The organism is Parabacteroides sp. PFB2-10 (assembly GCF_029893085.1).
Taxonomy (GTDB): Bacteria; Bacteroidota; Bacteroidia; order Bacteroidales; family Tannerellaceae; genus QVMG01.
On the sequence record NZ_JARXWI010000013.1, the window covers coordinates 1 to 16,406 of the forward strand.

Consider the following 16,406-nt stretch of genomic DNA (forward strand, 5'->3'; position numbering starts at 1 on the left):
GTATATACCCTCCTAACATATATTATATGTATAGAAAGCATACACGCGTTTCTTGTACTACTTTGTTGATTATGTAATTGTTTCAAAGAACTCTTCTCTTTTATCTCACACCCACTTCAGGCATCAAAACAAGAAATTAAGGAGAAAAAAGAAGCAAATGATCTCACATTTGCGGGTGCAAAGATAGGGCTATAAAACATACAAAACAAAATTTATTGAGAAGTTTTTTCAAAGTTTTTTAGAGAGAATGCATCAATCAGTTGAAATCAAGAGAATTATAAATTATTTTTTTTGATATTCGACTGCATTGTTTGTGCAACGGCCTACAAAGACGACGTCCTTCTTGGGACACCTGCGAGTATCAGATATGAAAAGATCAACAACAAACACTGAATAGTTAGGTCCCTTATAATAATGTAAACAAACATTAAATCACCCATTTTCAACAAAACATCCAATTTACGATTTGTAATTTCGGTGGGAGTTTGCGCGCAAAAAAGCGGGACTTTGAAGACAAACTCCCGGGAGAAACACTTTTTAACGTATGGGATTGTAAGTAAAACGATCGTTTTGCTTACAATCTATATTTTAACATTTCATCATTTGCCATGCATCTTTTTGATCCTGAGCCCAATCAAAACAGAAATCGCTTAGCGATTCAAATTCATGCGCTGGTTTCTTTCAAAAATATGGGATCGTAAATATTTTCCCGGTTGGGGAATTTTTCCTCAAATATTCTCATTAATAAACACTTAACTAAAAGAACAAAACATTTATTTTGTATGTTATAAAGACATAAAGAAAAAGTACAAAACTGTTTTAGACAAAAAGAAAAAAGTGTATGAGTATTGACATTATTTCCAAGGATCATGTATTAGGCCACCTGAACGCCCCAGTAGTATTGATTGAATATGCCGATTTTCAATGTCCTTATTGTAAACGCGCATATCACATATTGCGAGAAGCTAAAAGAATTATGGGAGATCGCTTGGCCATTGTATTTCGTCACTTCCCTTTACAAGAGTTGCACGCGAACGCAGTTCATGCGGCCATCGCAGCTGAAACAGCAGGCGGGCAAGGTAAATTTTGGGAAATGCACGATGCACTTTTCGAACATCAGGATTGCTTGGAGGATATATGCCTGATTGAATATGCAGGTAAAATCGGACTGGATGTAAAACGTTTTGAGAAACGCTTCGGGGAAGACCCCTATTTTCATAAGGTGAACAGGGATTATGAATCCGGATTGCACAATGGAGTGGATAGCACGCCAACCTTCTTCCTGAATGGAAAAAAGTACGAAGGCAACTGGATGTCCGTTTCATTTATTGATCATCTGCAGGAATTGGCCGAACAGCATCTGAGCGTAACAAAATAAACGCACACAAGTAAGACCTTACTATACGTTCCTGAGCCGGGAAACAGCCGAAAGGTTGTTTCCCGGTTTCTTTGTAACTAATCCTACTATTCCAGTTTTTTTGTTTTTTTTAGACGGGTTGATTTCTAAGAGGAGTTCGACTCAGTGCTTGAGTTGGTCATTATTGGCTAATGTTTTATTTCCTATGATGATATTATATATATGCCGGAGAAGTTGTAAATTTGTAGATTAAGTAATTGAAAGCTTAGAATAAGAAGTACTAAAAGCTCCCTAAGAGAGTACAATTGAATATTTAGAAAACAATCCACTACAAGAATTAAAAGTATAAAATATGGCAGAGCCCTTTAAAAACATGTACAACAAGCAATTATTTGATCTGTTCACGAAAGACTTAAAGCTCATCATTCCCGACTTAGATACCCGTACATTCGTGTCGCAGGTAATGGACAAGGAGTGGGAAAACAGAGAACTCAAACAACGCACGGCACATATTGCAACAGTACTCAAAAGGTTCTTACCGGCAGACTACAAAGATGCAATGGCAAAAATACTCGAACTACTGGATCATATAGAACCCCGCTATCCGCATTGTTTCAAGATAGATGACACGAAGTTTGGCTTACTCTTAGAGTATGGAGGAATATTAGATAACTACGTAGAGCAATATGGGCTGGACGATTACGAGACCTCTGTTAAAGCCATAGAGAGAATCACCCAGTTCACAAGCTGTGAATTTGTGACCCATCAGTTCATTGTCAAATACCCCGATGCTATGATGGCACAAATGCTCATTTGGTCGAAGCATGCACATTGGGGAGTCCGTCGGTTGGCATCAGAAGGTTGCCGCCCACGCCTACCCTGGGCAATGGCTTTACCAAGCTTGAAAGCCAACCCTTCCCCTATCATTCCCATACTGGAAAATCTAAAAAACGACCCGGCACGGTTTGTGCGGCTGAGTGTTGCCAACAACCTGAATGACATAGCCAAAGACAATCCCGAAGTGGTGATTGATTTGGCAAAAAGATGGCAAGGAGAGTCCGAAGAAGTCGATTGGATCATTAAACACGGTTGCCGGACACTCCTTAAACAAGGCAATCCGGAAGTGATGGAGTTATTCGGCTTGGGTTATACGAAATATATAACTATTAAAGACTTTCAGATCGCAACCCCCAAAGTGGAAGTCGGCAGTTCGTTGGAGTTTAGTTTCAACCTATTGAGTAACAGCAACAAGGAAACTAAAATAAGACTTGAATACAGCTTGTATTACCAAAAGGCGAATGGCACCTTATCGAAGAAAGTTTGTAAAATCAGTGAGAAAGACTACGCCGCCAACTCAACCACACCCATCACTCGGAAACACTCTTTCAAGGTAGTAACCACCCGAAAACTTCACCCCGGACTTCATCAGGTCGCTGTTATAATCAACGGGAATGAATTTGCCAAACATGATTTCGAGCTGGTAGAATAAGGGAATTTCTGTTCAAATGACCTCCGGCTTTTTACATATAATGAGTGTAAACTTCATCGGAGGGCGAGATTTCATCTGTTTTACAGGTTCATCTATCTTCTGGATATCAATCGAACCGCAGTCGCGAAATTCTCGTTTTATGGAATCTTCGTCATAAAAAAACAATTTTGCACCCTTTATACGTTCAAACCGGTCTTTACTAAGCTGTTTTCCTTGCCCGAACGAGGCATCTTCTTTAGAGATGGTAGAAAAGACCATATATCCGCCGGGCTTTAACTGTTGAAAACAATCAACTATAAGTTTCTGCCTCTCATGCACATTCAACAAATGTATAAGGGCATAACAGAAAACAGCATCGTACAACTCGTCATCGAACGGCATATCGGTTACAGAGCCATGATACACTTTTGCCGTTTCGCCAAAATGTTTTTCAGCCAGTTCGATAGCCGTTTCTGATATTTCTATTCCAGTTATTTCAAAACCATTGTCAAGAAACGGCTTTGCATTTCTTCCATATCCGAATCCGGGGATCAGTATCTTCTTTATTCCGTTCTTGCGGAATAATTCCAATGCGATATAAGCAGAATCAGCCGCTTCCAATCCCCACATAATCTGCTTGTCCCTAAAACTTAATTCCCAAAATTCAACCATCTTATCTGTTTTTATCGTATTTGTTTACTTTCATCATCCTCCTCTTTTATAAAGGCATCTTTTAGTCCGTAAATATCTAAATAGTTTTTTGATTTGAGGATAAAAGCACTCAATAACAGTAATGTATTTACTAAATTTATAACCTTACATAAGAAGCCATAATATGAATATAATTACAGGAGCCAGCGGAAAGGTAGGTTCGGCATTAGTAAAAGAATTGGGTAACTTTGAGCATGAACAGAAAATACCGATGGTTTCACCACAGGATATAGCCAAGTTTATCGCTTCTGTTTTCATGAAGCCAACTTTTACTGAAAAGATTATTGAACTTATGCTGTTATGGCAGGCAGAGCATATTTAGATTTCTATTACCGTTACACAAAATTTATCTCATAAAACTATGGCTGAAGTATTTTACGATATATTCTTGCCATTATGGGAGCTTCCCCGTTGCTCTTAATCGCATTCTTTTTAATGTAGAAAAGAATTTTAAATGTACTACGTATAATGATTCGTTCATTTTCGCACACTAAAATCCAATATGTTAAAATATCGATTGTAAGCAAAACGGCCGTTTTACTTACAAACCCATACGTTAAAAAGTGTTTCTCCCGGGAGTTTGTCTCCAAAGTCCCGCTTTTTCACACGCAAAGTCCCACCGAAATTACAAATCGTAAATTGGGGGTTTCGTCGGAAATGGGCAAATTAACGTTTGTTTACATTGATTCACTTTACACTCTACGTCCTCCCAACTTTGGCTGAACAGTTGCCAATCTGCCTGTTATACGTTAAAAATGCGAAAATAATTTGCTGGTTTCGAGCGCGTATGCTTTCTTTGGTTTGCAAAAAATTTCCTTAGGGGAAAGCTTGATATATAGTCAGTTTTAGAGTAAAAACCATTCGTTTTTTCCAACAGGAGCAATATTAATGTTTATGAAAAAAGTACTATTCTTTTTAGCAATTGTATTTCTATCGGCATGCTCACAAGAGTCTGGCCAAAAGGAATTGATACTCAACGATCTTGAGTATTTCGAAACACAAGGATTTAATGTATTGGTGTACAACAACCCGTTTACCGGTGGGTTTAACGATGAGAAAACAGCCGGTTTGGAGTTGATCCACCATGGTGTGCGGACATCGACAGGAGGAGGCATCAGGCTTTCCAACACACCCGAGCAATGGGACCTTGTTCCTCAAATGAAAAACCGAGTTGTCAACAAAGAGGCAAAGACCATCGAGGTGACGCTTAGTTATCCGGATTACAATTTTGATGCTCGCATGGTTGTTGCCGCCAAAGGCAAAGGGGTGGAAATTTCTATTCATCTCGACAAACCCGTTCCCGCGGCACTTGAAAAGGCTGCCGGCTTCAACCTGGAGTTCCTGCCGTCGCAGTATTGGGGCAAGACCTACCTGATGGATGGACGCGTCAGTTTGATTCCACGTTATGCCGTAGGCAATACCGTTACGCGGCCTAACAGCGAAAAGCCCAAACAATACAAAGGTTATGTCACTTACGACGACAGAGGTACCGACCGCTTTGTCGATCCACTGCCTTTGGAAACAGGGCGTACGATCGTTCTGGCATCCGATTCGCCCGAGCGTATGGTAAAAATCACTTCCGAGGAGACCGACCTGTCGCTTTACGACGGCCGCATCCTGGCACAAAACGGCTGGTTTGTCGTGCGCAGTATGCTTCCGGCAGGGAAAACAGGGAAGGTATTGACCTGGACACTCGAAGGGAATACCATCGACAACTGGACGAGAGAACCGAATATTGGCTTCTCACAAGTGGGTTATATTCCTTCGCAACAGAAGGTTTCCGTGATCGAACTCGACAAAAAAGACAAACCTCTGGCGAAAGCATCTGTTTATAAAGTGGACGAAGGAGGAAAAGCAACCGAAGTATTCAGCGGCAAGGTGGAATCATGGGGTGACTACTATAAGTATCACTATGCAAAATTCGATTTCTCTGCGGTCAATACACCCGGTGTTTATTATATTAAATATGGTAATCTGCAGACAAATCATTTCCTGATTGCAGACAACGTGTATAACAAGATAACCGATGCTACCAGCGACATCTGGATCCCCATTCACATGAATCATATGTTTGTGAACGAGGGTTACCGGGTATGGCATGGCGAACCGTTCAAAGAGGGTTACTTGCAGGCTCCGCCTAATACCGACCACTTCGACCTGCATGGTCAGGGGCCGACCACCGACACCAAATACAAAGGATTGGAACATATACCGGGATTGAACATCGGTGGTTTCTTCGATGCCGGAGACTTCGATATCGAAACAGGAGCCAACATCGGCGTAGTACAGAACTTTGTGCAAACATGGGAATACTTCAAACCGCTGCGCGACCAGACTTTTGTTAGCCAGGAGCAACGTTATGTTGACCTTCACCGTCCGGACGGAGCGCCTGACATCCTGCAGTTTATTGAACACGGAACATTGCAACTGGTTGCCCAGGCAGAGATCCTTGGCCACATGGCGCAAACCCTCTCCAACTCGGTTCTCGACAACTACCACCACCTGGGCGATGCCGCTTCTATCACAGACGGCCGTATCTACGATCCGAGCCTGGGTCCTTACGAAGTATCTCGCGATGGCAAGAGAAGCGGTGTGAAGGATGATATGTGGGCCTTTACCAGCCGCAATCCGGGACTCGACCTGCGGGCTGCCACAATGTTTGCTGCTGCAAGCCGGGCTCTCGAAGGATACAACGACGACCTCTCGGCAAGAGCCCTGACACAGTCGAAAAAACTATTGAAAGAGGCGACCGAACTGTTGGCAAAACAGCCGGCACGTGGTGGCCGATCCGGTAGCGGAGGTGGAGATATGACCACCAACCTGCAATTGTATATCACCACGGGTGAGCAGCAATATATCGACAAATTCCTGGAACTCCTATGGCCGGCACTCGATCGCAACGTAAGTTCCACCATTCTGACCGCCCTGCACGCCATACCGCATCAGGATGCGGCTTTCAAAGAGAAACTCCGCCCCTATATGCTGAAATACAAGGAGTTTATCGAAGGACTTGATAATGATAACCCGTACGGAGTGCCTATCGGCATGGGCAACTGGGCAGGCAGCGGAGGCATTGTAAACTTTGGTACGACCATTTGCTTTGCCAACAAGCATTTCCCGGATATTATCGATGCCGGTCATGCGTTTAAAGCCACCAACTGGCTGTTTGGCTGCCATCCTTACCACAATTATTCGTTTGTGGCAACGGTTGGCGCTACCCGCCCCAAAGCAGTATTCTACGGTAACAACCGTGCCGACTTCTCTTTCATTCCGGGTAACGTGGCGCCGGGTCTTCTGTTCCGTCAGCCCGACCACTTTGAAAACTATGACGACTGGCCATTCCTTTGGGGACAAAACGAAGGAACTATCGGTGGAAACACGGCCTATCTGATCTTCGGAAGTGCTTTCAAAAACATCATTATTTCTGAATAAACAGAGACGATGATAATCCATTCACGACACATATAATCAGTAAGAGAGGCCCAAATCGTGGCCTCTCTTTTTTGCATGTATGCTAATTCTGTACTATTTTTGAGCTCATTTTTTAAAAACGAAAAACACATTTACAATTACAATCTTACACAAAGTCACATGGGAAAAACTAAAAATCAGTGGAGTAGAGCATTCAAAGTCGCGTGCCTTGTTGAACTTTTCGAGCGAGCCGCCTATTATGGCGTATTTATTGTTATCACCCTTTATCTGAGCAGAATCCTTGGATTCAATGATATTCAGGCAGCAAGCATTGCCGGCGTATTCTCTGCCTGCCTCTATTTGCTTCCTACCTTTGCCGGTGCGTTGGCAGATAAGATCGGCTTTCGTAGCTCGATGCTATTGGCCTTTTCTTTGTTGACACTGGGATATCTGGGGCTCGGCCTGTTTCCGACCATGCTTGAGTCGGCGGGATTGGTAGAATACTCGATGACGACCAAGTTTACCGGTCTGTTGGAAAGCAGCGCACGCTACGGCATATTGCCCATTATGGCGTTGATCGTTTTGGGGGGATCGTTTATCAAAAGTGTGATTTCCGGAACAGTAGCGAAAGAAACCACGCCCGAGAACCGGGCTAAAGGCTTTTCGATCTTCTATTCGATGGTGAACATCGGTGCCTTTTCAGGGAAAACCATTGTGAAACCTCTGCGCGATGCGATGGGGAACGAGGGACTTATCACACTCAATTACTTTTCAGCGTCCATGACATTCCTGGCGCTTATTGCCATCTGGTTCTTCTACAAAAGCACCCAGCATGCCGGAGAAGGGAAATCGTTCCGCGATATCTTCCGTGCCTTGGTGAAGGTGTGTAGCAACGGACGTCTGATTATTCTGATCTTTATCATTACAGGATTCTGGATGGTGCAACATCAGTTGTATGCGACCATGCCTAAATATGTGTTGCGCCTGGCGGGCGAAGGCGCCTCTCCCTCCTGGTATGCCAATGTAAACCCGCTGGTGGTGGTATTGACGGTAAACCTGGTGACGCAGCTTATGCGCAAGAAGACAGCACTTACCTCAATGACGTTCGGTATGTTTATCATGCCGGTGTCGGCGCTTTGCATGGCCTATGGGAATGTATTGGATCCCTCGCAGTCGATTCTGGGCATGCACCCGGTGGCCTTTATGATGGTGGTGGGAATTGTTTTCCAGGGATTGGCCGAAACATTTATCTCGCCTCGTTTCTTAGAATACTTCTCTCTTCAGGCTCCTAAAGGAGAAGAGGGATTGTATCTCGGCTTCAGCCATCTGCATTCTTTCCTCTCTTCGCTCTTCGGATTCGGGCTGTCAGGCTTTTTATTGAATAAGTATTGCCCCGAGCCCATGTTGTTCAATAGCCATGCCGAATGGCAGGCAGCCAGCGCAAACGCTCATTACATCTGGTATTACTTCGGAGCCATCGCCCTTGTTTCCGCTATTGCCCTGATTATTTACGGAATAGTGGTGAAGAAATTGGATAATCGGAAACAGGCTATTTAGAGACAGCCGCATCCATCTTCGGAACGGATAAGCTCATAACTCCATAAACGTTGCAGACGGTCAGCTTTTGAAAAGAAAAGCTGACCGTCTTCGCTATGTTGCTCTGGAGCATAGATATCGATATTGCCAAGGTAGATTTGCCCGTCGCTTTTATACACTGTCGGCACAAACAGATAAGAAGAGAGCGGATCTTTGGCGCCGGGCACATCCTGAATATACAGGTAATAATAGGTTTCTCCCTCGTATGCATAAGAATCAATGAAGCTCCGGGGATAAGAGATCCCACCTGTATAGTCGACCCGGTTATAGAAATCCAGGTTCTTGTCGAGATAAGCTTTCACATTGCTCTTTGCCTCATTCAGCCAGGGAACCCTGTTCATGGGATTATCCGTATCCTGATTCACTATTTCAAACCAGTCATATGAGTTGATACGCTCTTTCTGACAGGAGGAGAACGATACAGACAATAGGACAACCAACAGCCATCCCCCAAATGATTTCACGAATTTCATTTATACATACATGAACCTACCCATTCGGCAGGCAAGTTAATCATTTTCTTCTTTCAACACTTTTTCCAAAGTCTGCTCGAAATTATACATTTGGAAATTATCATCCATGATGCGCCCTTCGCGGTCGACCATCACATAGCGGGGGATACCATTGAATTTAAATAGCTCCCGCAGATATACGTAGTCATCCTGTTTTATCCGGTAGACGTTGGTCAATTCCTGTTCTTCAACAAACTTCTCATAATCCTTTAAAGGCGACTCTCTATCATTGGTGATAAAGAGAAAGGTCACATCCGGACTATCTTTGTATTTGGCGCGAGCCTCTTTTTGGCTTTTGATGCCGGAAATACAGGGCCCACAGGTGGTTGCCCAGAAATCGACAAAGATATATTTCCCTTTGAACTGGTCTGCCATACTGCGGAATATATCCGTTCCTTTCCCCGGAGGCAGCTTATAAGCTCCTTTCGACTGGGCAGCATAGGTGTCATTATATAATCGTACCGCCTCTGCTTTCAGGAAACTATGGGGAAGAGGCAGGATCAACTTGGCCAAGAAGTCCAATGCTTCTTCTTTTCCCAACTGCTCAAAATCAAATTTCATTTCACGCACCTTCGCTATATCATACATCAGACTGGGCGGCAATCCTAACACATGCGTATAGACAGAGTCTTTCTGTTGCCAAAGAGAGAGGTACATCGCCCCGAATTCCTGCTTCACATATTTTGCCATATATGCTTCAACCTGTTCTTTGTATTTAGCATTAAACGCGTTTGCGAGGCTCATAATCTCCTTTTGTTCCTCTTGACTCGGATCTTCTTTTTTCTCTGCCATCTTATTAGAATAGGCTATATATTCTTCATCGGAAGCCTCTTTCGGGAGCCCTAATTCATTGAATAGATAGTCAAACAGGCTTATCTTCGGTTGTGACATAACGACAAAGCTCCTTCCTCCTCTGAGTATATCCATATATTCAAAGCGGTTTATCAGTGTACTAAAGGATGAAGTCATCAGCAGTTTCTGGTCATTCAGGGGTATTTTATGCAGGAAATCATAGAAAGAGAGAGGCAAAGACTTCACATCAGTCTCCCCTTTCTGCATACGATCCATTTTATAACGCATTTCGTATTCAAGCAAATAAACATAGTATTGTACCATATTTTCTACCTGAATGATATCTCGTGTATGGGGAAGAAGCGCTTCCGTATCGAGAATTTTTTTGAGCGTTTCTTGCTTATTGCGCATAATCGAATCCAATAGAAGAACATAGTTGCCTGGTTCCAAAGAAATGTTATCATACAGTTTCATATAATCAACTTCAGGCAGACGGCTTTGGATACCTGCCAATTCCTTGTTGACCTCAGCCGCGGCACCGGCATATTGAATGTTTTCGAAACTATACCGGCGATTGCGGTAACGATCGGCCTTGCGAAACTCTTCCCAGTCTATCACCATCGACAAGGTCTGCCCCGGTTCGATATAGAAGTTGACAATCTGGTTCTGAAAAACAACATACTTATAGATCGGGTGTATCAACGGTATCTCGCCTTCGAAACGTCCGTCTTCATGTATCTGAATAACAACCGGCGAGCTTTCCCTCGTCAGCTCATTTTCGGCATAGACAATCCCCGACGCAAACCCGGCTTGGGGATGATAGCCCTTTATATACCCGATCAGCCGTGCCGGTTGACGAGAAAAGAAATCCTCACTATCCAGATCGATCAAGGTCTGCTGCGGTGCTTTCTTTAGTTCCTGTTCGATCCATTGGCGAACCTCTTCCGGCATCTCGCCTTTCGGTGCTGCTTTCGCTTTCGGATTCAAAGAAACTCCATACACAATGGTTCTGTCGCCTTCTCCGTAGTTTATCGTTTTTACCTTTTTGGAGTCTATCGGAGGGAAAATAAGGATCATGGTCGAGTCGCCCGATGCCGACATATAGATTTCTTTGTCCAGCTCTCCTTTTTCCATACCGGTAACGGTATAACGCTCGCCGGTATCCGCATCTTCAATAAAGGTAGCAGAGGGGAAACTTACCCACCAATGCGGAATAAATGTCGAATGAATATGCAGACGCGTCTCATTCGGAGTAATCTCTATTTTGGCTATATTCGTAATACCCGAAGCATTGAACTCATAAACCGGATTCGTAATAATCACATTCTTAGCCGATAGGCCGATCATTCCGGTAAGGAATAACACAAAAAACAACAAGATACTCTTTTTCATACGCGCAACGTTTTACTCATGTTTTATAAATATATCAAACACAAAAATATACGATTATTTAATAGTTTCGTATCGATTGTTCATTTTTTTTGAGTCTATCTATTTTTGGGGGATTTATATTTATTTGTTTATATACCGTTCATAAGCCTTTGAGAGATCTTCTACGCTTACACCCAGTAGCTGCATTTCCTTGAAAACCGTAGGCAGGATCTCTTCCACAAACTGTGTATAGCGCATTTTCCGGATCTCTTCCCCGGCCGAGGGCGAGACGAAATAGCCGAGTCCCCGCTTGTTATAGATAATTTCATTAGCTTGCAGACGCTCGAAAGAGCGCATCACTGTGTTCGGATTCACTTCCATTTCAACAGCCAGTTCGCGTACCGAAGGAATACGCTCGTCGGCTTTGTACTCTCCACTGAGGATACGATCGCATATCCGATCGGCAATCTGGAGGAATATCGATTGGTTGTTTGTATAATTCATCGGATCTGCATCTTTTTTAGTCGGACATACGCCGCATAGAATAAAAGAATAGAAAAGACATATAGGATCGTATTCATATGATCGACCAGGAAGTATAGGGGATTCTCTACCGCTATATAGGGTATCGTTACATCACCGGTAGAGAAGATATTCGTGAACAGATACATCTTCAGATAGGAATAAAGTCCGACGACAATCGCTTCCACGGCCATAGCAACGACCAATGCATATTTACGGAAAGATACTTGCGCTAAGAAGAAATAGGCAAAATGGAAGATAATCAGCGCAAGAGTTCTCATTGCAAGCGGAAATCTAAAGCCATCTATTGAAACGTTTGATGATTCCATACCAAATAAATGGACGATAGGTCTGTCGTTCAAGCGAAAGGCAACTTGTGTAGAAAACCAAAATACAAAGATAAAGATGCCTATATAGAGTAATCCGACAATCAATAAAACTGTATACTTCTCTAAGGTAGAAGCAGGCAAAGTCAGCCACCGGCCTCTTAAAAGATGTATTTTCAGGCCGACATACCCAAAATAGCTAATTATTGTAAAAACAACCCCAAGCATAAAAAGATTCCTATGCGTGTGAATACTACCATTCCACATCAGTAGCAGGTAACCTATTAGCAACAAGGCGATAGTCAACAGAAACGATTTCTTGTGCTCGATCCAATCTGTTTTCAGAATCAGACCAATGCGTTTTATATTAAATGTATTGTTCATCGTTGTTGTTTTTTAAGTTGTACATAACCGATATACAAGAAAAGGAGAGCAAATAGATAAAAGATGATATCTGTCTGTTGCCCTAAGATATAATACGGGGCATCAAACACATGGAAAACAGAACCCATTGTGTAGATTTCCCAATGGCCATTCATCAGACAATCAACAATAAAGGTCAGCCCCCCTAAAAACAAGGCCTCTATCAGGAAAGCAGCTCCCAGCGCATTTTTTCTAAAAATCGTCGTTATCATTAAACAGTAAGCAAAATGGAGAGTTATAAAACCAAACCCTTTCAAAGGTTCTGCGAGTTGCTTCATGGAGTAAATAGGTGCATCTTGCAACAAATAGAGCACGACACGAACGAGGTGAAAAAGAAGTAAAAATGCACTGACATATACGATGCCGGCTATTAACAGAGCAACATATTTTTCCAGCGTTGTCGCCGGCAGTGTCAACCAAAGGCCTTTTGAGTGATGTATTTTTTGGTCGGCATAATTCTGATATACAAGCAAGGTCAAAAACAATCCAAACCATAAACCCGTAAACTGGGAAGGCTCTGTTCCCGACCGCATCACAAGTAAAGAAGGAACTATCATACAAACTGCTAAAGAAATCAGTTTTGTATATTCTTTCCAATCTGCGCGTAAGATCCAACCGACACGTTTTATATTGAATTCAGCATTCATCGTCGCTTCCGTTTAACGGGTGAATATTCGATTGATTTCTTTCGGCTGTTGTGTGACAGCCTGAAACAGGAGTTCCAAGGAAACAGGCGTCTCTTCATTCAAGACATTTTCGCCTACGCCCATGGTGCCCATTGGTGTCTGTTCCGTGTAGAACACGTTGTCGTCGGCAGTGACCGGACGGAAGAACAAACGCTTCGAAACTTCGTCTAAGGAGCTGTTCAGAAGAATACGCCGCCGCTCCATAATCAAGACCGAATCGATCAGACTCTCCAGGTCGCGCACCTGATGTGTGGAGATGATCACCGTCTGCTCATCGTTCATACTCGATGCCACCAGGCGGCGGAAAACGGCTTTCGACGGAATATCCAAACCGTTGGTCGGTTCATCCATCAACAACAAAGGGGTATGAGCAGCCAGTGCCAGCGTGATAGCCGCCTTTTTGCGTTGCCCCAGCGACATCTTCGACATCCGCCTATCGGTCTCTATTTCAAACGATTCGATACAGGTATCCCATATATCTTTCCGGAAATCGGGAAAGAAGGGCGCATACATACGACCATATTCCACGATCGTGACATCCGGCAAACTCACCTCTTCCGGCAACAGATAGATTTGCTGTAGAAATCCGACCGCCCTTTCTTTCGGCACATAACCCATCACACGGCAATCGCCCTGTTGCGGAAACAACAACCCACACAACACATGCAACAACGTTGTCTTCCCCTCTCCGTTTTTGCCCAATAGGCCGTAAATATGCCCTGGAGTCATTTTCAGGTTTAACTTGTCAAGCACCGGAGTGTTTCTTTTGTAAGCAAAGCTTACCTCTTTTAATTGAATCATATTTTTAAATTTTTAGTGTATTAGTTCATTAGTACACCGCAAATGTAAGTCTTTTTTCAAGACAAACAAGTATTTTTCTATTTTTTTCGATCCGGAAAGCAAAAAAAAGAACAAACACCCTTTCAAACGCCCATTTGACAATACATAAATATAAAGGCGACTATGATAATATGTCAAATTGAATCCCCACCGGTATATAATGATTTTGTCACTTTACAATAATGTGAATATATGTTAATTTGCCCGTTTTCGGCGAAACCCCGAATTTACGATTTGTAATTTCGGCGGGAGTTTGCGCGCAAAAAAGCGGGAGTTCGGAGACAAACTCCCGGGAGAAACACTTTTTAACGTATGGGATTGTAAGTAAAACGGGCGTTTTGCTTACAATCCGTATTTTAACATTTCGAGAGGGTGGAGTGCGAAAATGAACGGTGAGATCGTTAAATTGGATAGGATGTAAAGATGTCATCTCTTTATGCGAGGCTTGCCGAGCTATCAATTGCCGTCGGTTTCAACCGACGGATCAAGGATGTTTTTCTTCATGGCTTTAGCCAAAACATATTACACATTTGGCTAAAGCCATTTCATTTTGCCTTCTCTAACCGTCGGTTGAAACCGACGGCAATTGATAGCTCGGCAAGCCTCGCATAAAGAATGAAAAATCTTTACATATTACATAATTGGAAGATCTCCGCAGATGTCCCGGGAGGGACATCATCTTTGTAGGCCGTTGCTTTAGCATCGGTATATATGTCCCAAATCCAAACCGGGCGTGCCGCAGGTATGCCATCATCACAGATCGCGTACCTGCGGCACGCATATAATGGAATTCAATGCATTAATACCGATGCTAAAGCAACGGCCTACAAAGATATACAACCGTTCCGGTTGCACTATCCACCTTCACATATTACAATATTTGAATACCCTTTCCTGTTTCGCCCCAACTAACCACTAATCACTAATTCCTTTCTCCCTTCTCCTTTCTCCCTTTTCCCTATTCCCATCCTCCCATTCTCCCATCCTCCCATCTCCTTTACTTCGTGTAATACCTCCTCCATATAAGTTTACAGATAAATCCTCCGACATTCTTTTTCTTGAAAGAATTTATACCTATTTTCACTCGCTAAATAGAGACATTATTCCATCTTCTTTCATGGCATCCATGCGGAAGATTATTTTAATCACAGCGTAATAGTTCAATAGTTATGAAAAAAGTTTTATTCATTCTTTTTGTGTTAGCCCTGTTCTCTTGCAAAAAAGCGAATACTTCGCAGGGTGGCAAAACCGACAGCGCGGCAGTGACAACGCTGAAATTCAATCCCAAAAAGTTTGTTTCTATTTACGACACGCCTTTCTTTGAAAAGAAAAAGGTAGTAACATTAGAGGTTTCAGACGAATCTTTAGTTGCCGGATATCCCTCTTTATTTCAGGACGAAACTCATTTTTATATTTACACCCCCAACCAGCCGGCTCCGGTTCTCCGGTTCGACAAAAAGGGGCATTTTGTAAATGCCATTGGAGCCATAGGAGAAGGCCCGGCGGAATATGTTTTATGTTCGGATGTCTTGTATGATGAAAAAGAAAAGCTGATCAATATATTGACAGATGTAAAAATAAAACAATACAAGCCTGATGGTGCTTATCAGCAATCGATCGATCATGATTTGCCGGCCAGTACTTTTGTAAAAGACGAACAGGATGATTGTTATTGGTTCTATATCGGCAACAACAGCATGTATAGTCCCTATAAGTTGTTTAAACGGAATTTCCGGACAGGAACGGTCGAAAAGTATTTATATGAAGAGTCACAATTATTCCCTATGATAGAAAATAATTTTTCAAAATGTGGAACAACTACCTTTAGGGAGACTTTCAATAACAAACTGTACCATATCGCAAACGGGCAGTTGACGGAACGATTCACTGTTGACTTCGGCTCCTTATCACTGCCCGCTTTCATACACCAGGAAGATCCTATGTCGGTGTTAGACAAACTGAATAATACACATTACGCCACCATAAGAGGGTTTTACGAGAACGACAACTACGTCTATCTCCTTATCTCCGAAAAAACCAAAGAGGATCCGATTCCCTTCTTTTACCATTGGATCATTAAAAAGGAAAACAATACAAGTCTGTTAATCAAACAGGTCAAACATCTGTCGGAAGAGTCCTATCTATTCTTCCCTCAGTTTCTGACAGACGATGATGATCTTTACTTTATCGGTTACATCCTGGAACAGGAAGAAGCGTTGGGTAATCCCGAAGAAAACCCTTCTATTGTCAGTATAAATCTGAAAGAACTGTTGTAAGGGGCGGTGAATACAGGCTTGTTATAAGGCCTGCATTTCTTATGGGAATTATATGAATTCCTTTGCTTTCTGTCTTTTCATTGTCGAATAATATGAGTACCTTTGCGCAATTTTT

At 42.7% G+C, this 16,406-nt stretch carries 13 protein-coding genes; 6 read left to right on the plus strand and 7 right to left on the minus strand.

Features of this window, described 5'->3' with window-relative positions; translation table 11 throughout:
* The first annotated feature begins 841 nt into the window (after positions 1–841).
* Together M2137_RS11255 and M2137_RS11260 are read left to right on the plus strand one after the other, a co-directional pair.
* Positions 842–1,378 carry a DsbA family protein gene (locus M2137_RS11255; protein ID WP_280766542.1) on the plus strand — a complete coding sequence of 179 codons (537 nt, stop codon included), beginning with the start codon at positions 842–844 and terminating at the stop codon, positions 1,376–1,378.
* 331 nt (positions 1,379–1,709) lie between these two features.
* Positions 1,710–2,846, plus strand: coding sequence for a DNA alkylation repair protein (locus M2137_RS11260; protein WP_280766543.1), 1,137 nt, complete (start codon positions 1,710–1,712; stop codon positions 2,844–2,846).
* 12 nt (positions 2,847–2,858) lie between these two features.
* Here the strand turns inward: M2137_RS11260 and M2137_RS11265 are convergent, their stop codons facing one another.
* Positions 2,859–3,497, minus strand: a complete 639-nt coding sequence (locus M2137_RS11265; protein WP_280766544.1) for a class I SAM-dependent methyltransferase — start codon at positions 3,495–3,497, stop codon at positions 2,859–2,861.
* Between the two features lie 163 nt (positions 3,498–3,660).
* Here M2137_RS11265 and M2137_RS11270 point away from each other — a divergent pair, with 163 nt between their 5' ends.
* The 3 genes from M2137_RS11270 (at position 3,661) to M2137_RS11280 (ending at position 8,504) form a co-directional block, all read left to right on the plus strand.
* Complete coding sequence (locus M2137_RS11270) at positions 3,661–3,858, plus strand: hypothetical protein (protein WP_280766545.1); 198 nt, start codon at positions 3,661–3,663, stop codon at positions 3,856–3,858.
* A 572-nt stretch (positions 3,859–4,430) separates the two neighbouring features.
* A complete protein-coding gene (locus M2137_RS11275) occupies positions 4,431–6,968 on the plus strand; it encodes a cellulase N-terminal Ig-like domain-containing protein (RefSeq protein WP_280766546.1) in 2,538 nt (845 codons plus the stop codon).
* A 159-nt stretch (positions 6,969–7,127) separates the two neighbouring features.
* Entirely contained in the window at positions 7,128–8,504 is a 1,377-nt protein-coding gene (locus tag M2137_RS11280; protein ID WP_280766547.1) for an MFS transporter, read from the plus strand.
* Here M2137_RS11280 and M2137_RS11285 read toward each other — a convergent pair.
* The 6 genes from M2137_RS11285 to M2137_RS11310 form a co-directional block, all read right to left on the minus strand.
* Complete coding sequence (locus tag M2137_RS11285; protein WP_280766548.1) at positions 8,501–9,007, minus strand: hypothetical protein; 507 nt, start codon at positions 9,005–9,007, stop codon at positions 8,501–8,503. The two genes, M2137_RS11280 and M2137_RS11285, sit on opposite strands and share 4 nt — an antisense overlap.
* A gap of 45 nt (positions 9,008–9,052) precedes the next feature.
* A complete protein-coding gene (locus M2137_RS11290; RefSeq protein WP_280766549.1) occupies positions 9,053–11,239 on the minus strand; it encodes a TlpA disulfide reductase family protein in 2,187 nt (728 codons plus the stop codon).
* Between the two features lie 120 nt (positions 11,240–11,359).
* Positions 11,360–11,722, minus strand: coding sequence for a GntR family transcriptional regulator (locus M2137_RS11295; RefSeq protein ID WP_280766550.1), 363 nt, complete (start codon positions 11,720–11,722; stop codon positions 11,360–11,362).
* The gene (locus tag M2137_RS11300; protein ID WP_280766551.1) at positions 11,719–12,450 is read right to left on the minus strand and encodes a hypothetical protein; all 732 of its coding nucleotides are present in this window, start codon (positions 12,448–12,450) and stop codon (positions 11,719–11,721) included. The genes M2137_RS11295 and M2137_RS11300 overlap by 4 nt, the downstream gene beginning before the upstream one ends.
* Entirely contained in the window at positions 12,447–13,136 is a 690-nt protein-coding gene (locus tag M2137_RS11305) for a hypothetical protein (RefSeq protein WP_280766552.1), read from the minus strand. Before M2137_RS11305 ends, M2137_RS11300 begins: the two co-directional genes overlap by 4 nt.
* 12 nt (positions 13,137–13,148) lie before the next feature.
* Positions 13,149–13,976 carry an ABC transporter ATP-binding protein gene (locus M2137_RS11310; RefSeq protein WP_280766553.1) on the minus strand — a complete coding sequence of 276 codons (828 nt, stop codon included), beginning with the start codon at positions 13,974–13,976 and terminating at the stop codon, positions 13,149–13,151.
* Between the two features lie 1,208 nt (positions 13,977–15,184).
* Here M2137_RS11310 and M2137_RS11315 point away from each other — a divergent pair.
* Positions 15,185–16,291, plus strand: a complete 1,107-nt coding sequence (locus M2137_RS11315; protein ID WP_280766554.1) for a 6-bladed beta-propeller — start codon at positions 15,185–15,187, stop codon at positions 16,289–16,291.
* Positions 16,292–16,406: the final 115 nt, after the last annotated feature.